The sequence below is a fragment of the Rheinheimera sp. genome (assembly GCF_037442345.1).
In the GTDB taxonomy this organism is placed as follows: domain Bacteria; phylum Pseudomonadota; class Gammaproteobacteria; order Enterobacterales; family Alteromonadaceae; genus Pararheinheimera.
Window position 1 is genome coordinate 201632 of the sequence record NZ_JBBIQL010000001.1, and the last position, 19549, is coordinate 221180.

19 protein-coding genes and 2 tRNA genes are annotated in these 19549 nt (G+C 51.5%); 6 read left to right on the plus strand and 15 right to left on the minus strand.

Annotated features, from left to right (window positions below):
- Window position 1: 1 nt before the first annotated feature.
- The 6 genes from WKJ04_RS00940 to WKJ04_RS00965 all read left to right on the plus strand — a co-directional run bounded on the left by WKJ04_RS00940 (window position 2) and on the right by WKJ04_RS00965 (window position 4776).
- Window positions 2-997 carry a septal ring lytic transglycosylase RlpA family protein gene (locus WKJ04_RS00940; RefSeq protein WP_337878709.1) on the plus strand — a complete coding sequence of 332 codons (996 nt, stop codon included), beginning with the start codon at window positions 2-4 and terminating at the stop codon, window positions 995-997.
- A gap of 37 nt (window positions 998-1034) precedes the next feature.
- On the plus strand, window positions 1035-2204 hold the full coding sequence (locus tag WKJ04_RS00945; RefSeq protein ID WP_337878710.1) for a D-alanyl-D-alanine carboxypeptidase family protein: 1170 nt from the start codon (window positions 1035-1037) through the stop codon (window positions 2202-2204).
- A 77-nt stretch (window positions 2205-2281) separates the two neighbouring features.
- A complete protein-coding gene (ybeD, locus tag WKJ04_RS00950) occupies window positions 2282-2563 on the plus strand; it encodes a DUF493 family protein YbeD (protein WP_337840859.1) in 282 nt (93 codons plus the stop codon).
- Between the two features lie 61 nt (window positions 2564-2624).
- A complete protein-coding gene (lipB, locus tag WKJ04_RS00955; protein WP_337878711.1) occupies window positions 2625-3278 on the plus strand; it encodes a lipoyl(octanoyl) transferase LipB in 654 nt (217 codons plus the stop codon).
- 22 nt (window positions 3279-3300) lie between these two features.
- The gene (gene lipA, locus WKJ04_RS00960; protein WP_337878735.1) at window positions 3301-4263 is read left to right on the plus strand and encodes a lipoyl synthase; all 963 of its coding nucleotides are present in this window, start codon (window positions 3301-3303) and stop codon (window positions 4261-4263) included.
- Between the two features lie 156 nt (window positions 4264-4419).
- Window positions 4420-4776, plus strand: coding sequence for a PilZ domain-containing protein (locus WKJ04_RS00965; RefSeq protein ID WP_337840861.1), 357 nt, complete (start codon window positions 4420-4422; stop codon window positions 4774-4776).
- On the opposite strand, the gene WKJ04_RS00970 is transcribed toward WKJ04_RS00965, so the two are convergent.
- The 15 genes from WKJ04_RS00970 to folP all read right to left on the minus strand — a co-directional run bounded on the left by WKJ04_RS00970 (window position 4742) and on the right by folP (window position 19505).
- Window positions 4742-5950, minus strand: a complete 1209-nt coding sequence (locus tag WKJ04_RS00970; protein ID WP_337878712.1) for a hypothetical protein — start codon at window positions 5948-5950, stop codon at window positions 4742-4744. The genes WKJ04_RS00965 and WKJ04_RS00970 overlap by 35 nt on opposite strands.
- The gene (gene nlpI / locus WKJ04_RS00975; RefSeq protein ID WP_337878713.1) at window positions 5925-6833 is read right to left on the minus strand and encodes a lipoprotein NlpI; all 909 of its coding nucleotides are present in this window, start codon (window positions 6831-6833) and stop codon (window positions 5925-5927) included. Before nlpI ends, WKJ04_RS00970 begins: the two co-directional genes overlap by 26 nt.
- Window positions 6814-8940 carry a polyribonucleotide nucleotidyltransferase gene (gene pnp / locus WKJ04_RS00980; RefSeq protein ID WP_337878714.1) on the minus strand — a complete coding sequence of 709 codons (2127 nt, stop codon included), beginning with the start codon at window positions 8938-8940 and terminating at the stop codon, window positions 6814-6816. Before pnp ends, nlpI begins: the two co-directional genes overlap by 20 nt.
- A gap of 290 nt (window positions 8941-9230) precedes the next feature.
- Window positions 9231-9500: a 30S ribosomal protein S15 gene (gene rpsO, locus WKJ04_RS00985; protein WP_337840865.1), complete on the minus strand. Its 270-nt coding sequence runs from the start codon at window positions 9498-9500 to the stop codon at window positions 9231-9233.
- 99 nt (window positions 9501-9599) lie between these two features.
- On the minus strand, window positions 9600-10532 hold the full coding sequence (truB, locus tag WKJ04_RS00990) for a tRNA pseudouridine(55) synthase TruB (protein WP_337878715.1): 933 nt from the start codon (window positions 10530-10532) through the stop codon (window positions 9600-9602).
- Complete coding sequence (gene rbfA / locus WKJ04_RS00995; RefSeq protein WP_337878716.1) at window positions 10532-10954, minus strand: 30S ribosome-binding factor RbfA; 423 nt, start codon at window positions 10952-10954, stop codon at window positions 10532-10534. Before rbfA ends, truB begins: the two co-directional genes overlap by 1 nt.
- An 83-nt stretch (window positions 10955-11037) precedes the next feature.
- Complete coding sequence (gene infB, locus WKJ04_RS01000; RefSeq protein WP_337840868.1) at window positions 11038-13713, minus strand: translation initiation factor IF-2; 2676 nt, start codon at window positions 13711-13713, stop codon at window positions 11038-11040.
- 26 nt (window positions 13714-13739) lie between these two features.
- A complete protein-coding gene (nusA, locus tag WKJ04_RS01005) occupies window positions 13740-15236 on the minus strand; it encodes a transcription termination factor NusA (protein WP_337840869.1) in 1497 nt (498 codons plus the stop codon).
- Window positions 15237-15264: 28 nt separating this feature from the next.
- Window positions 15265-15720: a ribosome maturation factor RimP gene (gene rimP / locus WKJ04_RS01010; RefSeq protein WP_337878717.1), complete on the minus strand. Its 456-nt coding sequence runs from the start codon at window positions 15718-15720 to the stop codon at window positions 15265-15267.
- 216 nt (window positions 15721-15936) lie between these two features.
- Window positions 15937-16013 (minus strand) — tRNA-Met (locus WKJ04_RS01015).
- A gap of 81 nt (window positions 16014-16094) precedes the next feature.
- Window positions 16095-16179: transfer RNA gene (locus tag WKJ04_RS01020), tRNA-Leu, on the minus strand.
- Between the two features lie 14 nt (window positions 16180-16193).
- The gene (gene secG / locus WKJ04_RS01025) at window positions 16194-16517 is read right to left on the minus strand and encodes a preprotein translocase subunit SecG (protein ID WP_337878718.1); all 324 of its coding nucleotides are present in this window, start codon (window positions 16515-16517) and stop codon (window positions 16194-16196) included.
- The gene (tpiA, locus tag WKJ04_RS01030) at window positions 16517-17263 is read right to left on the minus strand and encodes a triose-phosphate isomerase (protein WP_337878719.1); all 747 of its coding nucleotides are present in this window, start codon (window positions 17261-17263) and stop codon (window positions 16517-16519) included. Before tpiA ends, secG begins: the two co-directional genes overlap by 1 nt.
- Before the next feature lie 72 nt (window positions 17264-17335).
- Window positions 17336-18670: a phosphoglucosamine mutase gene (glmM, locus tag WKJ04_RS01035; protein WP_337878720.1), complete on the minus strand. Its 1335-nt coding sequence runs from the start codon at window positions 18668-18670 to the stop codon at window positions 17336-17338.
- Window positions 18663-19505 carry a dihydropteroate synthase gene (gene folP, locus WKJ04_RS01040; RefSeq protein ID WP_337878721.1) on the minus strand — a complete coding sequence of 281 codons (843 nt, stop codon included), beginning with the start codon at window positions 19503-19505 and terminating at the stop codon, window positions 18663-18665. The genes glmM and folP overlap by 8 nt, the downstream gene beginning before the upstream one ends.
- Between the last annotated feature and the right edge of the window lie 44 nt (window positions 19506-19549).

The following is a 19549-nucleotide window of genomic DNA, read 5'->3' on the forward strand; positions in this document are numbered from 1 at the left end:
TATGAAACTAAAAATAATAACAGCGCTAAGTCTTTCTCTGCTGATTTCGGCCTGTAGCCAAACTCCAAAGCCGTCTTCAGATTCTTCCGCAAACCAAAGTTGGGAAGAACCCAATAAAGGCCGTTACTCGCAAGACAAAGACAGCCACCCGACCCGCCTGCCGACCTTGCTGGAAATGACAGATCCGGAACCAAAAGCTGAACTGCTCAGTCGGGGTGGCAACAAACCCTACAACATCTATGGCGTAGACTACTCGCCGTTGGTGGGCATTACCGAATACGACGAGGTCGGTATCGCCTCCTGGTACGGCAATAAATTCCATGGACATAAAACATCCAATGGCGAAGAGTACAATGTGTTTGCAATGAGCGCGGCACATAAAACCCTGCCTTTACCCTCTTACGTGCGGGTGACCAATCTGGATACCAACCAATCCGCGATAGTGCGGGTGAATGACAGGGGCCCCTTCCACAACGACCGTATTATTGACCTGTCCTACTCTGCCGCCTACAAAATTGGCATGATGGGCAAAGGCACCGCCAGGGTGCGGGTGGAATTACTGGCTTCACCGGCCATGGCAGGCCAGGACACTTATGCTATGGGTCTTGGCAGCCCAAGCCGGAACAAATTTGAAGAAACCACCCTGGTGTCCAACCCGGCTACACCACGTCCGGGTTTAAGCCAGCCTCTGCCTGCTGCAGTGGCAGCCCCCACAGCGCCGGCTTATCAGGCCGCACCTGCAGTGGCGCGGGCAGGCAAAGTCAGTGGCTGTTATATCCAGTTGGTGGCCAGTGGCAATAAAGCCCGCTTGCAGCAACTGGGCGAACAAATCAGCCAACGTCATGCGGTGGCAACAGAAATTAACGATGGCAATGGAATTTTCCGTTTGCTGGCCGGTCCAATGACGTCAGCGGCAGCTGCCGGTGCCTTGTTAGACCAGTTGAAATCAGCGGATTACCCTTCAGCTTATATCACTGACAGAAACAGTTGCAGTTAACCCGAATTTTTTAGTGACAATCAAAAGAAAAGGTCTCATGAATACGTATCGTAAAATTTTTCTTGCTGGTTCCATTGGTGTTGCAAGCTTTTTTGCAGCCGGACAAACAGCGCCAGCCCAACCTACTGTGTTACCTCAGCCACCGGAAGTAAACGCCAAGGGCTATATTCTGATTGATTACCACACAGGGGCAGTGCTCGCGGAAGGCAATGCGGATGAACCTCTGGCCCCGGCCAGCCTGACCAAAATGATGACCAGTTACATCATTGGTATGGAAATAAAAAATGGCAATATCAAACCCAGCGACCCGGTCACTATCACCGAAAATGCCTGGGCGAAGCAGTATTCCGACTCATCAAAAATGTTTATTGAGGTCGGCGAAACCATCAGCGTCGAAGAACTGAACCGCGGCATTATCATTCAGTCAGGCAACGATGCCTGTGTCGCCATGGCCGAACATATTGCCGGCACCGAAGGGGCGTTTGTCGAACTGATGAATGCCCACGCCACCCGTCTTGGTATGGACAACACCACCTTTGCCAACGCGCACGGTTTACCGGATCCGGTGCAGCGCACCACGGCACGTGATATGGCTAAATTGTCCGTAGCCCTGATTCGTGACACGCCAGAGGAATACAAAATTTACTCCGAAAAAGAGTATGTATTTAACGGCATCAAACAATACAACCGTAACGGTCTGTTATGGGATAAAAGCCTGAATGTGGACGGCATCAAAACCGGTCACACCTCTGAAGCCGGTTACAGCCTGGTCACCTCAGCAACCAAAGATTCGATGCGGCTGATTTCAGTGGTGATGGGCACTGAAAGCGCTAAAATCCGTGAGGCGGAGAATAAAAAGCTGCTGACCTACGGCTTCCGTTTCTTTGAAACCTTTTCACCTTTTAAAGCGGGTGAAAAATTTGCAGAACAACGCGTCTGGAAAGGCACCAAAGATATGCTGACCTTGGGTGTACTGGAAGAAACGCCCATTACACTGCCACGCAACCAACGCAAAGAATTAAAAGCTGACTTTAAGTTGAATCAGCAACTGGTCGCCCCCATTACCAAGGGCCAGCAGTTGGGCACTGTTTACTTAAAACTGGGGGACAAAGACGTGGCCGAATACCCACTGGTTGCCCTGGAAGATATCGAACAGGCCGGTTTTTTCAGCCGCCTGATTGATATGGTAAAAATGCAGTTTGAATAAGCTGCCGGAACTGACCTTTTCCACAGAAGTCCCGGCCCGACCGGGACTTTTTTATTGATCTTAATGAGTACAACGCCATGACCACAGAAGTGAAAAACACCAGATTTGACGAATTTTTAGAGTTTCCCTGCGCGGTCAACTTTAAAGTACTGGGTGTGGCCGTGCCTGAACTGGTGGACCATATTGTGGCTGTACTGCAGGTGCACGCCAAAGCCAATGACTACAACCCGCAAGTCCGCCCCAGCAGCAAAGGCAATTATCACTCTGTCACTGTGTCCGTCACTGTGGTCAGTAAAGACCATATGGAACTGCTGTATACCGAACTGGGCCGGCTTGAACTGGTCCGTTATGTGATCTGAGGCCCCTTTTTTATCTGGTTGCAGGTATAATACGCGACCAAAAAGTGCAGTGGAGAGTGCTGTGACACTGACCCATCAGCTGGTGATCCGGGATTTAGGCCTGTGTGACTACAGGGAAGCCTGGCATGCCATGCAGCGTTTTACCGATGAGCGCGACGAACAAACCCCGGACGAGCTCTGGCTGGTAGAACATCCGCCGGTCTTTACTCAAGGCCAGGCTGGCAAAGCAGAGCATTTGCTGATGCCCGGCGATATTCCTGTGGTGCAGGTCGACCGGGGCGGTCAGGTGACTTACCATGGCCCTGGCCAGCTGGTCGTGTACGTGCTGCTGGATATTAAGCGCCGTAAACTGGGTGTCCGTGAACTGGTAACCCTGATTGAACAATGTATTGTCGACAGCCTCGCCCCTTATGGCATCACTGCTTATCCCCGTGCTGACGCGCCGGGAGTCTATGTCGACGGGCGCAAAGTAGCCTCTCTGGGCTTGCGGGTGCGCAAAGGCTGCACTTTTCATGGATTGGCGCTGAACGTCAATATGGACCTGAGCCCCTTTCAGCGCATTAACCCTTGCGGCTATGCTGGCATGGAAATGATCCAGACACAAAGTATTCAGGGCCCTCAGACTGTCGCTGAGGCCAAACAACAGCTGGTGCAGCAATTTTTGCAGCAACTGACCATAACCCATCCCGACCACAAAACAGGGTTAACAGATTAAAATGACCACCAAAACAGCCCGTATGGAACCCGGTGTCAAATTACGTGATGCCGACAAAATGGCGTTGATCCCGGTAAAGGTACTGCCAACCGAACCCAGCGAAATGCTGCGCAAGCCCGACTGGCTGAAGATCAAGTTGCCCCGCAGCACAGAACGTATTGAACAGATCAAAGGCGCCATGCGTAAACACGGCCTGCATTCGGTCTGTGAAGAAGCCTCCTGTCCTAACCTGCCGGAGTGTTTTAACCATGGTACTGCCACCTTTATGATCCTGGGGGCCATTTGTACCCGTCGTTGCCCATTCTGTGACGTTGCCCATGGCCGGCCTTTGCCGCCCAGCGCCGAAGAACCGGAAAAACTGGCATTGACCATTAAAGACATGGCGCTGAAGTATGTGGTGATCACCTCAGTCGACCGTGACGATTTACGCGATGGTGGTGCCCAGCATTTTGCTGACTGCATCAGCGCCATTCGCCGTGAAAGCCCGGCCATTAAAATTGAAGTACTGGTGCCGGATTTCCGTGGTCGCATGGATACTGCGCTGGATATTCTGACCCAAACCCCACCTGATGTGTTTAATCACAATCTGGAAACTGCACCACGGCTATACAAACTGGCGCGCCCAGGTGCCGATTACAAGTGGTCGCTGGAGCTGCTGCGTCGTTACAAAGAAGCCCATCCGGAAGTGTCCACCAAGTCCGGCCTGATGGTGGGGTTGGGTGAAACCACCGAAGAAATTATCGAAGTGATGCACGACCTGCGCGCACACAATGTCGATATGCTGACCGTCGGCCAGTACCTGCAACCCAGTAAGCACCACTTACCAGTCAAAAGGTACATGAGCCCGGCCGAGTTTGAAGAAATCAAACGTATTGGTTATGAAATCGGCTTTAAACACGTCGCCTCGGGCCCCTTCGTGCGGTCTTCGTACCACGCAGACCGCCAGGCCGCAGGTGAAGAGGTTGTGAATTACAACGCTAAATAACCAAAAACAATAAGGGTGGCCATAAAGGAGCTCTGCGACTTGGAGTTCCCTGTTATGGATAGGTAAGCAGTTGACATCAGGCCGGTTTCCCTGCGTCAGTCTATTTTTTGCCTTAAAAACCAACTATGCTTAGGGCAACAGATAAGAGAGGTTGTCGTGGATCACAGACGTTTTAGCCGGGTGCTGTTCAGTGGCCCCACTCTATTAACCGCATCTGGCCAGCAACTGCCTGGCCAGTTAAAAGATTTATCCCTCAAAGGTGCGCTGGTCCAGCTGGAACACACTGGCAGTCTGGTGATAGGCACGCCTTACCAGCTTGAAATCGAACTGAATGATTCTGGCCTGCACCTGCAGATGCAAGTCAGTGTCGCTCATCAGCATGGCCTGTTGGTCGGCCTGCGCTGTGACAAAGTGGATATTGAATCGGTCAGCCATTTACGCCGTTTGCTTGAACTGAACCTGGGTGACGCTGAATTACTTAGCCGGGAGCTGGCTGATCTGTCTGCACCTTAGACGACTGCTGCAACAGCCGTATCGCATCGGGATAGCCGAGTGCTGCGGCCTTTCGCATAAAGACTGACCAACTGGTCATGTCACCTGCCAGACGGGCTTTGTAGGCATAAAAATACTGCACTGGCATCAGTGCCTTTGCCGACTTGAGCTGATGCTGCATCAAGTGCAGGTACAAGGGACTGAGCTCCGCTTCGTGATAACGCATCAGGGACCAGTCTGCCAACGCATAAGCCTGCAGCCCCACTTGTGCACAAGTGTCCACTTTCACCAATTGCTCCACTGTGCGCTGGTGAGCAAAGCGCCGTTGATGCAAGGGCAGCTCGCCCAGATCCGTCAGCAGATTCGGAATATCCGATCGGGTACAAAGGTCTTTTGCGGTGGATTCTGGCAAGCGGTATTCATCGATAAATCCCAGCACATGAGCAAACTCATGCCGGAGCACAGAATAAGAGCTGTCTTCTGCTAACTGCAAAATACCGTTGTTATAACTGGCTCCGCCCTTACCGCCTATGACCAGCAGCTGAGTCATGGCACTGTGACGAACCAGTGAAGCCAAATGCTGATACTGGCACTGTACCCGGGTGTCAGACGCCAGGCTGCAACGCAGCTCCAGGCTCTGGATACGCTGCGCTGGCAAAAAACAGACCGACAGGCTGCTCATAGCCGGGTCCCGTTGCCATTCTGCCAGCAACCTTTTCCACTGTTGTTCCGCCGCCGCATTTTGCAGCACGGGTTGCAGCTGTAAGGCACATTCTGACCGCTGCAAGCCCGGTACAGAGCTGTTCCCCTGCCATAAACCATACTGAGCCAACAAAGATGGCTCAACTTGTGATTGTTGCGCTTGCTGCCAGAGCGACAAAAACTCAGCCGCTGCGTAAAAGCCCTGTTGCTGTTCCAGCAAGTGCAGATAAGGTGCTAACAACTGATGTTCACCAAGCTGCAGCGCCTGCAACTGCCATTTCAGCGCGGCTGCCCATTGCTGCTGTGCCAGGCGTCGCTGTGCCAGTTCAGTGGCGGCTGCCGCTTGTGTGGCCGCGGCTTTAAATAGTTCGGTGTCGGTTTTGGCGGACCAGTCTGGCTGACAAGCACAAAGCAGGCTGCATAAAAAAAAGCCAGCAAGCCGGCCTTTTTCAACAAAATGCAGCGGGCTACTGAGCCAGTTCTGCATCAGCATCCAAACCTCTTAACCTGTTCATTTCAATGCGGGCGTAACGGTGCTCAACAAATTCATGAATATTGGTGGCCAACGCTTTTTTGTAGTAATCCAACGCTTTGGTCGGGTGCTGCTGTTCATGCCATTTGGCCAGGTAAAAATACACTTCACACAAACGTTCAGCCAATTGCTGAGGATTCAGTTGTGGGTCAGCCGCAATCTCCAGCAATTGTTGTTCGGTGATTTTCCCCAGATAAAACGCGATAATCTGGCTGGCCCAGTGCTGGGAGTCCAGTCTGGCTTCGTTCAATGCCATGCGAGCCTGTGCTTCCGGAACTGATTTTTTACTCTCGGCAAAATACAACCATAAGGAACGGTAAGGGTCTGCTGGTTTAGCCTGGTAAAAGGCTTCGAAGTCACTGACAGCCAAATCATTTTTACCATCGTACATCAGGGCAATGCCCCGGTTCAGATAGGCATAATCATAATCCGGTGCCAGTTCCAGTGCAGCATCAAAAGACTCATAGGCTTCGTTGTAATTCCCCACCAGCGTATGATGAATGCCGATAAAGTTATAGGCATCCGCCATATCAGGTTGTAGCCGTAACGCACGCAGGAAATCAAAGCGGGCCAGAGCTCTTAAGCCAACGCTGTCATACATGACGCCGCGGTCATAAAACAAGCGGGCACGTTGTTCATCTGTAGCTTCGGGCTTGGTTAACAGCTCAGTGATTCGGGCGATCGCAATTTCAGTGCGATAAGAAACCGGCTGAGCCTCAGGCATCAGCAAATCTTCCACCAACTCAGGCTGAGACGCCGTGGTTTGAGCACAACCCGTCAGCCACACTGCACAAAGCAGTGTGCTGACGAAAGTCCGCAGGGCTTTATTCTGCAGCAGCTGCATCGGCAGCCTCAGCAGGTTTTTCCTGAGCTTCTTTGATGCTCAGACGGACGCGGCCTTGCTTGTCCACTTCCAGTACTTTAACCGCGACTTTCTGACCAATTTGCAGGTGATCCGCCACATTATTTACACGCTCATCAGAGATTTGCGAAATGTGCACCAGACCATCTTTACCAGGCAGTACGTTCACGAAAGCACCGAAGTCAACGATACGCACCACGTCACCGTGGTAGATACGACCCACTTCAATTTCAGCTGTAATGGCTTCAATTTTGTTGATAGCGATATTGGCAGCCTGAGAGTTAGTGGCAGCAATTTTTACAGTACCGTCATCTTCAATCTCAATAGTGGTGCCTGACTCTTCAGTAATTTGACGGATCACTGCACCGCCTTTACCAATCACGTCGCGGATTTTCTCCGGATTGATTTTCAGGGTGTAAATGCGTGGGGCGTGCTCAGACAATTCTTCACGGTGTGTGCTGATTGCCTGGTCCATCACGTTCAGAATATGCAGACGGGCTGCTTTGGCTTGTTTCAGCGCAATCTGCATGATTTCTTTGGTGATACCGTCAATCTTGATATCCATCTGCAGGGCGGTGATACCTTCTGAGGTGCCGGCCACTTTAAAGTCCATATCACCCAGGTGGTCTTCATCACCCAGAATGTCAGACAGAACCACGAAATCATCGCCTTCTTTAACCAGGCCCATGGCAATACCAGCCACAGAGGCTTTGATCGGTACACCTGCATCCATCAGCGCCAGAGAAGAACCACAAACAGAAGCCATTGAGCTTGAACCGTTTGACTCTGTGATTTCAGACACCATACGTACTGTGTACGGGAAATCTTCGAACGCAGGCATGACGGCAGCCACACCGCGTTTGGCCAGACGGCCGTGGCCGATTTCACGGCGTTTTGGTGAACCGACCATACCAGTCTCACCCACTGAGAACGGAGGGAAGTTGTAGTGGAAAATAAAGTGATCGGTTTTTTCGCTCAGCAAATCATCCACAGTTTGTGCATCACGGGCTGTGCCCAGAGTGGCAGTGACCAGTGCCTGAGTTTCACCACGGGTAAACAATGCCGAGCCGTGGGTACGTGGCAGCAGACCTGTCATCACCGACAGAGCACGCACCATTTCATTGTCACGGCCGTCGATACGCGGTTCACCTTTGATGATACGGCTGCGCACGATTTGGCTTTCCAGGTTATGGAAAATCTCACCAGCTTCCAGCTCGTTCAGGCTTTCACCCTCTGGCAGTTGTGCTTTGATTTTGGCAAATACAGCGGCCTTGATTTCACCGATACGCTCGTAACGTTTGGCTTTTTCAGTGATGCGGTACGCTTCACCAACATCGGCAGTTGCCAGTTCAGCAATTTGAGCGATCAACGCGGTGTTTTTGGCCGGAGCTACCCAGTTCCAGGCTGGTTTTGCAGCAGCTGCTGCAAATTCGTTGATGGCATTGATCACAGTTTGCATCTGATCGTGGCCATAAACGACGGCGCCTAACATCACGTCTTCTGACAAGATGCCCGCTTCAGATTCAACCATCAGTACGGCATTGGCCGTACCAGCCACCACCAGGTCCAGCTTACTGGTTTTCAGCTCAGCTTCGGACGGGTTCAGTACGTACTGGTTATTGATATAACCCACACGGGCGGCACCCAGAGGGCCGGCAAACGGAATACCAGACAGCGCTAAAGCCGCAGAGGTACCAATGATAGAAATAATGTCCGGCTGAATTTCAGGCTGCACAGAAACCACTGTGGCAATCACCTGCACTTCGTTGGTGAAGCCTTCAGGGAATAATGGACGTATTGGACGGTCGATCAGGCGGGAGATCAGGGTCTCACCTTCTGAAGGACGGCCTTCACGTTTAAAGAAACCGCCAGGGATACGACCGGCAGCATAAGTTTTTTCTTGATAGTTTACGGTCAGAGGGAAGAAGTCCTGACCTGGTTTAGGCTCTTTTTTACCAACCACTGTGACTAACACAGAGGTATCACCCATGCTGGCAAGTACAGCCGCGTCAGCCTGACGGGCGATCACGCCGGTTTCCAGAGTAATAGTGTGTTGGCCAAACTGGAATGATTTTACGATGGGAGTCACGTGAGTATTTCCTTTCTGATTTTCGCGTTTTTTCGCGGAGTCTTTTGTTCGATTTTTCGCGGCACAGTATAGCCTGTTCAACAGGTTAAAAGATAGCGGCGGCCTTCTGGCCTGCGAAGAAATATTAAGCGTTCCAGGACCGCAGGTCTGACCCGGCCGTCAGCAAAAAGTTCGGGGAGATACAATGAAAAGAAGGACAGGCAAGGATCCCGGCAAAGCTTAACCGGCTTCAGAAACAAAAAAGCCAGTCGGATGACTGGCTTTTTCGCATTTCGTCATTCAGTGAAGAATTAACGACGCAGACCTAAACGCTCGATCAGCGCAGCATAACGCTGAGCGTCTTTGCCTTTCAGGTAGTCTAACAGCTTACGGCGCTGGCTAACCATGCGCAGCAGACCACGACGAGAGTGGAAATCGTGTTTGTGATCAGCGAAGTGAGGCTGTAACTTGTTGATAGAACCAGTTAACAGAGCAACTTGAACTTCTGGTGAGCCAGTGTCGCCTTGTTTAGTCGCGAAATCAGCTAAAATTTTCGCTTTTTCTGCTGTAGTTAGTGACATAAATCCTCCGATTGGATGTACAGCTGTAGCCAGGCACTAATCCAGCCACAGCAAAAGAGCGCGCATTTTATGCGGTTTCACCAGCGCTGACAAGTAAAATCATCGGGCTGGTGTATTGGTATTCAACAGCCTGCGAACAGACAGAATGGCGCTTGTGACAGAGCCGACACCAATAAACTGCGCCGCCGTGCCATACAACTTCACAGCAGGTAAATCAGCCAGCCCCAACAGCTGCAATTCGGCATCTGTCAGTACCACCGTCTGGCCGTGCACCAAACGTTTTTGCTGCACTTCGTTCAGGTTGAGCGCAGGCAAGCCGGTCAGTGCCAAATCCATCGGCAACAACAACGCATCCAGACCAGCCCAGTCTTTGGCATCATTCAAAGGCACCAGCTCCCCTTCCTGTCGCATTTGCGCCGCATGAAAAGGCCCGACATGGGTGCGGCGTAATGCAGTCACATAAGCACCACTTCCTAATAACTCACCTAAATCATCAATCAAGGTGCGGATATAGGTGCCTTTACTGCAATGCACAATAAAGCTGGCATTTTCACCGTCAAAACTCAGCAACTCAAAACGGAAGACGTCTATAGGGCGGGCTTCACGCGGAACTTCTATGCCCTGACGCGCATATTTATACAGCGGCTGGCCCTGGTACTTTAACGCCGAAAACATGGTGGGCACCTGTAACTGCGGACCACGGAACCGAATAAGCGCCTGCTCCAGCTGCGCCAAATCAAACTGCACAGGCCGCTCGCTGATCACTTCCCCAGCAGCATCACTGGTATCAGTCCGTACACCAAAGCGGGCACTGACTTCATAGGTTTTGTCCGTGTCGAGCAAAAACTGGCAAAACTTGGTCGCTTCACCAAAACAAATCGGCAACAAACCACTGGCGAGCGGGTCCAAAGCACCGGTATGGCCGGCTTTTTCCGCCTGATACAACCAGCGGATCCGCTGCAAAATGCCATTGCTGGACACTTCCAGCGGTTTATCCAGCAATAAAATACCATTAACCGCACGACGGGCCATTATTCTTCCTCGTCGTGTTTAGCTTTTGGCTCTGGCTCCTGACCTGAAGCGACGCGTTTACGCTCGTCTTCTTTACGCACCTGTTCCACCAGGTTCGCCATGTTGATACCGCGGTCCAGCGACTCGTCAAAGTAAAACCTGATGGTCGGCACAATACGGGACTGAATACGCTTGGCAATCAAGCTACGGATAAAACCGCTGGCATCGTTCAGTATGTCCAGGTTCAGTTTTACTTTGGCCTGTTCCAGACCTAAAAAGGTGACGAAAATTTTGGCATGGGACAAGTCCTTTGACACATCCACAGCCGAAACTGTAATCATGCTGTGCAGGCGAGGGTCTTTGATTTCACGTTGTAAAATCACGGCCATTTCCTGCTGCATTTGTTGTGAGAGCCGGTCTACCCGGCTGAATTCTTTAGCCATTTGTTCTTTCCTTCTAGCTGAGAAAGAAACAGGGGCTAAGCACTGCCTAACCCCTGCCGATTTCTGTATCGAACTTTCTGCTGTTACAGCGTACGTTCTACCTGAACCACTTCGAAGACTTCGATTTGGTCGCCTTCGCGGACGTCGTTGTAGTTCTTCACGCCGATACCACATTCGAAGCCGTTACGAACTTCGGAGACGTCATCTTTAAAGCGACGCAGTGACTCCAGTTCACCTTCGTAAATCACCACGTTGTCACGTAACACACGGATTGGCGCGTTACGTTTCACAATACCTTCGATCACCATACAACCCGCGATGGCACCGAACTTCGGTGAGCGGAACACGTCACGAACCTGAGCCAGACCAATGATCTGTTGTTTAAACTCAGGCGCCAGCATCCCAGTCATCGCCGCTTTCACTTCGTCTAACAGTTCATAAATGATGCTGTAGTAACGCAGATCCAGGTTTTCATCTTCGATGATCTTACGTGCTGTGCCTTCGGCGCGCACGTTGAAGCCGATGACGATGGCCGACGAAGCCGCAGCCAGCGTGGCGTCAGTTTCAGTAATACCACCGACACCGCTGCCGATAATTCTGATCTTCACTTCATCGGTGGACAGTTTCAGTAAGGAGTCGGTAATAGCTTCAACTGACCCCTGTACGTCCGCTTTCAGCACTATGTTCAGCTCGGCCACATCGCCTTCGGCCATATTGGCGAACATATTTTCCAGTTTGGCTTTTTGCTGACGCGCCAGTTTAACATCACGGAATTTACCCTGACGGTACAGTGCCACTTCACGGGCTTTACGCTCGTCACGCACCACTGTCACTTCATCACCAGCTGCCGGCACACCGGACAGACCTAAAATCTCAACCGGAATTGAAGGACCTGCTTCTTTGACTTCCTGACCGTTTTCGTCGCGCATCGCACGAACGCGGCCATATTCGAAACCACAAAGCACGATATCGCCTTGCTTCAGCGTCCCTTCCTGCACCAGGATGGAGGCAACAGGCCCACGGCCTTTGTCCAGACGGGATTCAATCACCACCCCACGTCCCATGCCCTGCCGAACAGCTTTCAATTCCAGTAATTCAGCTTGAACCAACAGAGATTCCAGCAGGTTGTCGATACCAATACCCGCTTTGGCAGATACCTGAACGAACTGGGTATCCCCACCCCATTCTTCAGAAATGACACCGTATTGGGATAACTCGTTACGCACGCGGTCCGGATCAGCTTCTGGCTTATCAATTTTGTTCACCGCAACCACAATAGGCACACCAGCCGCTTTGGCGTGCTGAATCGCTTCTTTGGTTTGTGGCATCACGCCATCGTCTGCAGCCACCACCAGAACGACTATATCTGTGGCTTTGGCACCACGGGCACGCATTGACGTGAAGGCAGCGTGACCTGGGGTATCCAGGAAAGTGATCATGCCACGGTCAGTATCCACGTGGTAAGCACCAATATGCTGGGTAATACCACCGGCTTCACCTGCCGCTACCTTGGCTTTACGGATGTAGTCCAGTAATGAGGTTTTACCATGGTCAACGTGGCCCATCACGGTGACGACCGGAGCACGAGGCTCCAGTTGGCCTTCACCTTCACGGTCTGACATGACCGTTTCTTCCAGCTCGTTTTCTTTGGTCAGCGTGAACTTGTGGCCCATCTCTTCACAAACGATAGCGGCCGTTTCCTGGTCGATCACCTGGTTGATGGTTGCCATAGCGCCCATCTTCATCATCACTTTGATGACTTCAGACGCTTTGACCGCCATTTTGGCAGCCAGCTCAGCGACTGTGATGGTTTCGCCAATTTTGACTTCACGCTCTACCGGTTGGGCCGGTTTGTTAAAACCATGCTGCATACTGGTAGGGGTTTTCTTTTTCTTATGACGGTTGGCGCGGTTAAAAGCGTCTTTATCGTCCACATCGTCTTTTTTCTTGGCCTTGCCAGCTGGCGCCTTGGCCTTACCACTGCGACGTCCGCCCCGCTCGTCGCGAGAGTCGGCTTCGTCTTCTGCCTGTTTGGCATACGCATTGCTCGTCAGATGGTAATCATCTTTATCTTCTGTTGAATCTTCTTTTGACCAACGTTCTGCGTTTTCTTCGGCCAGACGACGGGCTTCTTCAGCCTGTTTTTGAGCTTCAAGCTCAAGTTTGCGCAGACGTTCCGCTTCCTGCTGCGCTTTGATACGTTCAGCTTCACGTTTGGCTTCTTCTTTGGCCGCTCGGCGGGCAGCTTCTTCCGGGTCATCTTTATGACCGGCTTTGGCCGCATCATCACGACGTTTGGCTTCAGCGGCTTTACGCTCTGCGTCTTCACGCGCTTTACGTTCAGCGTCGTCTTTAGCCTTTTTCTCAGCCGCTAAACGCTCCTGTTCACGGCGGGCTTCTTCAGCTGCACGTTCTTCTTCCAGGCGGGCTTCTTCCGCCTGACGCGCCGCATCGTCGCCAAATGGGCGTTTGACGTACGTTTTTTGCTTACGGACTTCCACCTGCACTTCACGGTTACGGCCAGCGCCACCGGACACGCTCAGCGTGGTTTTTTCTTTGCGTTTTAATGTCAGCTTGGTTGGCTCGGCCGACTGACCACCATGGGCCCGGCTTAAATGGTCCAACAACGTGCGTTTTTCTTCTTCACTGACCATCTGGCCAGCCGATTTTTGAATGCCTGCATCAGCAAACTGCTGGATTAAACGGTCAACTGTGGTGTTGACGTCACTGGCCAGTCTCTCAATAGTTACTTCTGTCATGTCAGTGTTTTCCTCCGTTTACCCAATCAGTTCTGTTCGTTAAACCAGACGATGTTACGGGCAGCCATAATCAGCTCAGCCGCTTTTTCTTCTGACATTTTTTCAATTTCGATCAAATCATCTACTCCAAGCTCAGCCAGGTCGTCGAGAGTGACAACACCTTTGCTGGCCAATACGTAAGCCGTATGAGTCCCCACACCCGGCAGGTTAATCAGCTCTTCACTTGGAGCCGCACCTTCCAGTGATTCTTCACTGGCCAGAGCTTTGGTGGTCAATACTGCTTTTGCGCGTTTGCGCAATTCTTCGACAGTGTCTTCGTCCAGACCGTCGATCGCCAGCAATTCACTGACAGGTACATAAGCGATTTCTTCCAGCGATGAGAAACCTTCGTCAACCAGCACACCTGCGAAGTCTTCGTCAATTTCCAGCGCGCTGATAAACAGGTTCAGCACTTTGGAGGTTTCTTCCTGGTGTTTCTCTTTCATGGCCGTCACTGTCATCACGTTCAGTTCCCAACCTGTCAGTTGACTGGCCAGACGAACGTTCTGACCGGCGCGGCCTATGGCCATCGCCAGATTGCTGTCTTCGACGGCAATATCCATCGAATGCGCATCTTCATCCACAATGATGGAGGCCACTTCAGCCGGAGCCATCGCGTTAATCACATATTGGGCTGCGTTGTCATCAAACAGCACTATATCCACGCGCTCACCGCCCAGCTCACCGGAGACAGCCTGCACCCGTGAACCACGCATACCGACACAGGCGCCGACAGGGTCAATACGACGGTCGTTTGTTTTCACCGCGATTTTGGCACGCAGGCCAGGGTCACGGGCGGCACCGCGGATTTCGATCATCTCTTCACCGATTTCCGGTACTTCAATGCGGAACAATTCGATCAGCATTTCCGGACGGGTACGGCTTAAAAACAGCTGAGCACCTCGGGCTTCTGGTTTTACTGCATACAATAAACAACGGATACGGTCACCAGGACGGAAGGTCTCACGTGGCAGCATTTCTTCTTTGGCCAGCATGGCTTCGGCATTGTTGCCCAAATCCACAATGATGCTGTCGCGGTTTACTTTTTTCACCACGCCAGTCACTAATTCACCGACCTGGTCGACATAAGCTTCAACCACTTGTGAACGTTCAGCTTCACGGACCTTTTGCACTATGACCTGTTTGGCCATTTGAGTGGTAATGCGGTCAAAGGTAATAGATTCGATCTGCTCTTCAACATAGTCACCCACCTGCAGTGACGGATCGTCAAACTGAGCGGCGGACAACGTCATTTCGCGGTATGGATGTTCCTGGATCTGGTCGTCAGGGATCACCTGCCAGCGGCGGAAAGTTTCATAAGCACCGGTTTTGCGATCAATAGCCACACGGACTTCAATATCACCTTCATTTTTCTTTTTGGTAGCAGCAGCCAGTGCATACTCCAGCGCCTGGAAAATCTTTTCACGTGGGACTGACTTTTCGTTGGACACGGCGTCCACAACCAATAAAACTTCTTTAGCCATCTTATTATGCCTCGCTATGACCTGTGTCTCAGAACACAGGAACCAGGTTTGCTTTATCTACATTATCCATCAGCAAACGGTAGGGTTTGCCATCCACTTCAACCACCAACATATCGTCTTCGATTTGTGTCAGCAGCCCCTTAAACTTACGGCGGCCATCCTGCGGAATAGCCAGTTTTACTTCGATTTTCTGCCCAACCACCTTGGTAAAGTGATCCGGCGTAAACAACGGGCGGTCTAAACCAGGCGAGGACACCTCAAGGAAATATTCAGTTGGAATTGGGTCTTCAACATCAAGAACAGCGCTGACTTCACGGCTGACCACAGCACATTGATCCACATTCACGCCTTCCGGGTGATCAATATAAAGGCGTAAGGTCGAATGTTTTCCCGCCCTTATTAATTCAATCCCCAACAATTCAAAGCCTGCAGATTCCACTGTAGGGGCAAGCAGCGCTGTTAATTGCTGTTCTTGTTTAGTCAAAGAGACCTCCTGACATCAGAAATAAAAAAAGGGCATAGCGCCCAGAATTTTAGTACAACTCGATTGCAGATATAAAAAAGCCCCGATCAAGCGGGGCGAATTTAACTCTGACTGAAAACTGATATCGCCAATCAATTTTCTGAATTCTATGGCACCTTTGTGCGCTTGCGGACTGCTCACCAACTTTATTTTACTTACGTAAAACATTCTGGAAATTGGTTGCGGGAGCCGGATTTGAACCGACGACCTTCGGGTTATGAGCCCGACGAGCTACCAGGCTGCTCCATCCCGCGTCCGTAAAACGCGCACATTATATAGTCCTGGTCTGACTATCGCAAGGCTGAATTCTTCATGCGCTTGCGGTGCTTCAATATTGGTGCCGAGAGCGGGACTTGAACCCGCACGCCCGAAGGCACTACCACCTCAAGGTAGCGTGTATACCAATTTCACCATCTCGGCTGAATTTTTGAGGGTTAGTTTCCTACCGGGATCTCAGACTCAGGCTTTTTCTGTTCAACCTGCTCTGTAGTCGGAGCCAGGTTTTCCCACTCGTCTGCCTTTTTCACATGAGTTGTGCTCAGGTTACCCAACAACAGGCTTAACGCAAAAAACAGTGTGGCCAATACGGTCGTAGTACGGGTCAAAAAATTGCCTGTTCCGGAAGAGCCAAAAATAGTGGCAGAAGCGCCGGCACCAAAAGAAGCACCCATGTCTGCACCTTTACCGTGCTGGATTAACACCAGACCAATCAGGGCAATTGCCACCAACAGATATAACACAATAAATAATTCGTACATTATTCACCTTTCGCACTGAGGCAAATTGCAACAAAGTCTGTTGCATTTAAACTGGCTCCACCAACAAGAGCACCATCGACGTCAGTCTGGGCAAAAAGTGAAGCACTATTGCCTGCGTTTACGCTGCCGCCATATAAAATCCGTACATCAGGCGCCGCAGCTGCATCATACCTGGCCAGTTGTTGGCGAATAAATGCATGCACCTGCTGGGCTTGTGCTGGCGTCGCTGTGTTGCCAGTGCCTATAGCCCACAAGGGCTCATACGCAATGACAGAGGCCGCCAGCCATTGAGGCTGCGCAGAATACACCGCATCCAATTGCTCTGCAAGCACCTGAAAAGTTTTTTCTTCGGCCCTTTGAGCCGCAGTTTCCCCTACACAAAGAACAGGGGTTAAACCTGCAGCCAGTGCCTGCGCCACTTTGGCAGCCACCAGAGAATTAGTCTCGCCATACAGGGTTCTGCGTTCGGAGTGCCCAACTATCACATGACTGGCACCAGCCTGGGCTAGCATAACGGCAGAAATTTCACCGGTAAAGGCACCTGCAGGCTGTTCGCTCAGATTCTGTGCACCCAAACGATAATTCGGATGTTTTGGAAAGTTCGGCAGAAAAATTACCGGCGGACAGATCAGAATATCCGGTAAAGCGCCAGATAACGCAACCAGACTGTCGCTGACCTGATGAACCAGATGCTGATCACCATTCATTTTCCAGTTTGCGACGACCAAAGGCTTGCGCTGTCTCATAATGTTGCCCCGAGCTGAAACCGGGCGAGATGGTAACCAACCTCGCCCGCTCAGACAAGTTAAAGTAGTGGTTTAACTGGCAATCCTCACTGAATCGGCTATTTTTTGCGCCATTTCCTGTACTTCGTCCTGTACTCTTCCTTCCACCATTACACGGATTAAAGGTTCAGTACCGGATTTTCGGATCAAAACGCGACCTTGCCCGGCCAGCTCCTGCTCTACCTGTTTAATCACATCTTTGACGTGCTGATTATCCAGTGGCGCTGTGCCTTTTTCAAAACGGACGTTAATCAGCACCTGTGGCAGTTTATGCATGCCCTGTGCTAATTCCGCCAGTGACAAACCGGCATTCAGCATGGCGGCCAGTACCTGCAATGAAGCGATAATGCCATCGCCAGTGCCAGTGTGATCCAGATTAAGGACGTGGCCGGAATTCTCACCGCCAATGCGCCAGCCTTTTTGTGCCAGCATTTCCACGACATAACGATCTCCGACCGCAGAGCGGGCAAAAGGAATGCCCAACTCCGCCAGTGCGATTTCAAGGCCCATATTACTCATCAGGGTCCCCACCACGCCGCCTTGCAGTTTGTCTTGCTGTTTGGCGTTGCGGGCGATGATATAGACAATTTCGTCCCCATCGATCACACGCCCTGTATGGTCGACCATCATCACGCGGTCGCCGTCACCGTCATAGGCAATGCCCAGGTTGGCGTTATTTTCCACCACGGTTTTTTGCAACAATTCTGTGTGAGTGGCACCACAGTGATCGTTAATATTCAGACCGTTGGGCTGAATGCCAATGGCAATCACGTCAGCCCCCAGTTCACGAAACACGTTAGGTGCTATGTGGTAGGTTGCGCCATGAGCACAATCAATCACAATTTTTAAGCCACTCAGATTCAAATGATTCGGTAAATGGCTTTTACAGAACTCAATATAACGACCGGCGGCGTCATCAATACGCTGGGCTTTGCCCAAACGTTCGGACGGTTCACAGATCATCGGCTGCTCCATCGCCTCTTCAATGGCCAGCTCGACGTCATCCGGCAATTTGGTTCCATCAGCAGAGAAAAACTTGATGCCGTTGTCGTAATAAGGGTTGTGAGATGCGCTGATGACGATGCCAGCCTCAGCGCGGAAAGTTCGGGTCAAATAAGACACCGCTGGTGTGGGCATAGGCCCCAATAAACGCACATCAACACCGGCCGCAACCAGGCCCGCTTCCAATGCAGTTTCCAACAAATAACCTGAAATCCGGGTGTCTTTACCAATCAGCACTTTGCGGGTGCCACGTTGAGACAATACGCGGCCGGCGGCCCAACCCAGCTTCATTGCAAATTCCGGAGTAATGGGAAATTCACCAACCTTGCCCCGGACCCCATCAGTTCCAAAATACTTCCTAGCCATGCTCTACTCCAAATAAGGTGGCTTGTGCAACCGCCACCGCTTGCACTGTTTCTTTGACATCATGCACCCGGATAATCCGGGCGCCTTGCATAACGGCTATTGTGGCACAGGCCAAACTGCCTGCCAAACGCTGCTCAACAGGCAGCTCTAACAACTGCCCAACCATGGATTTGCGCGACATGCCTGCCAGCACCGGGTAATTTAACTGCACCAGAGCTGACAGCCCGCTTAACAGCTGGTAGTTGTGGGACAGGGACTTGCCAAAGCCAAAACCCGGATCGAGTACGATTTGCTCTCGCTCTATTCCCGCCTGGAGACAGATGTCGGCACGCTGCTGTAAAAACTGACATACCTCCTGAACCACATTCTGGTAAACAGGAGCCTCTTGCATAGTTCTGGGCTGGCCTTGCATATGCATGAGGCATACCGGCACCCGCAGTTTTGCAGCCAGCGCCACTGCGCCTTCGTCCTGTAGTGCTTTGATATCATTCAGTATGTCTGCGCCTGCAGCCACAGCCTCACGCATCACTATTGTCTTACAGCTGTCAATCGAAATAACAGGATCTAACTCTTTACGCAGCAATTCAATGACCGGCAGCACCCGGTCCAGCTCCTGCTGCACCGATACTTCATTCGCCCCGGGGCGGGTAGATTCACCGCCAATATCAAGGATCGCAGCGCCGGCCTTTAACATGCTCTCCGCCTGCATCAACGCAGCATCATGGCCGATAAAACGGCCACCATCAGAAAACGAATCCGGGGTGATATTCAGAATGCCCATGACTTTGGGCCTGGACAGGTCTAATTGCCGCTGACGTGGTAACTGCAACAACATAAAAAAACTCCGTAAAACACAAACCCCGGTCAAGCCGGGGTTTG

What these genes read in the sequence shown, in the direction of transcription:
- nusA (WP_337840869.1), bottom strand. Translation starts at nt 15,236, where the DNA reads ATGGCTAAAGAAGTTTTATTGGTTGTGGACGCCGTGTCCAACGAAAAG.
- infB (WP_337840868.1), bottom strand. Translation starts at nt 13,713, where the DNA reads ATGACAGAAGTAACTATTGAGAGACTGGCCAGTGACGTCAACACCACA.
- lipA (WP_337878735.1), top strand. Translation starts at nt 3,301, where the DNA reads ATGGAACCCGGTGTCAAATTACGTGATGCCGACAAAATGGCGTTGATC.
- rpsO (WP_337840865.1), bottom strand. Translation starts at nt 9,500, where the DNA reads ATGTCACTAACTACAGCAGAAAAAGCGAAAATTTTAGCTGATTTCGCG.
- ybeD (WP_337840859.1), top strand. Translation starts at nt 2,282, where the DNA reads ATGACCACAGAAGTGAAAAACACCAGATTTGACGAATTTTTAGAGTTT.
- WKJ04_RS00945 (WP_337878710.1), top strand. Translation starts at nt 1,035, where the DNA reads ATGAATACGTATCGTAAAATTTTTCTTGCTGGTTCCATTGGTGTTGCA.
- truB (WP_337878715.1), bottom strand. Translation starts at nt 10,532, where the DNA reads ATGGCCCGTCGTGCGGTTAATGGTATTTTATTGCTGGATAAACCGCTG.
- secG (WP_337878718.1), bottom strand. Translation starts at nt 16,517, where the DNA reads ATGTACGAATTATTTATTGTGTTATATCTGTTGGTGGCAATTGCCCTG.
- glmM (WP_337878720.1), bottom strand. Translation starts at nt 18,670, where the DNA reads ATGGCTAGGAAGTATTTTGGAACTGATGGGGTCCGGGGCAAGGTTGGT.
- nlpI (WP_337878713.1), bottom strand. Translation starts at nt 6,833, where the DNA reads ATGCAGCTGCTGCAGAATAAAGCCCTGCGGACTTTCGTCAGCACACTG.
- rbfA (WP_337878716.1), bottom strand. Translation starts at nt 10,954, where the DNA reads ATGGCTAAAGAATTCAGCCGGGTAGACCGGCTCTCACAACAAATGCAG.
- WKJ04_RS00970 (WP_337878712.1), bottom strand. Translation starts at nt 5,950, where the DNA reads ATGCTGATGCAGAACTGGCTCAGTAGCCCGCTGCATTTTGTTGAAAAA.
- folP (WP_337878721.1), bottom strand. Translation starts at nt 19,505, where the DNA reads ATGTTGTTGCAGTTACCACGTCAGCGGCAATTAGACCTGTCCAGGCCC.
- tpiA (WP_337878719.1), bottom strand. Translation starts at nt 17,263, where the DNA reads ATGAGACAGCGCAAGCCTTTGGTCGTCGCAAACTGGAAAATGAATGGT.
- WKJ04_RS00940 (WP_337878709.1), top strand. Translation starts at nt 2, where the DNA reads ATGAAACTAAAAATAATAACAGCGCTAAGTCTTTCTCTGCTGATTTCG.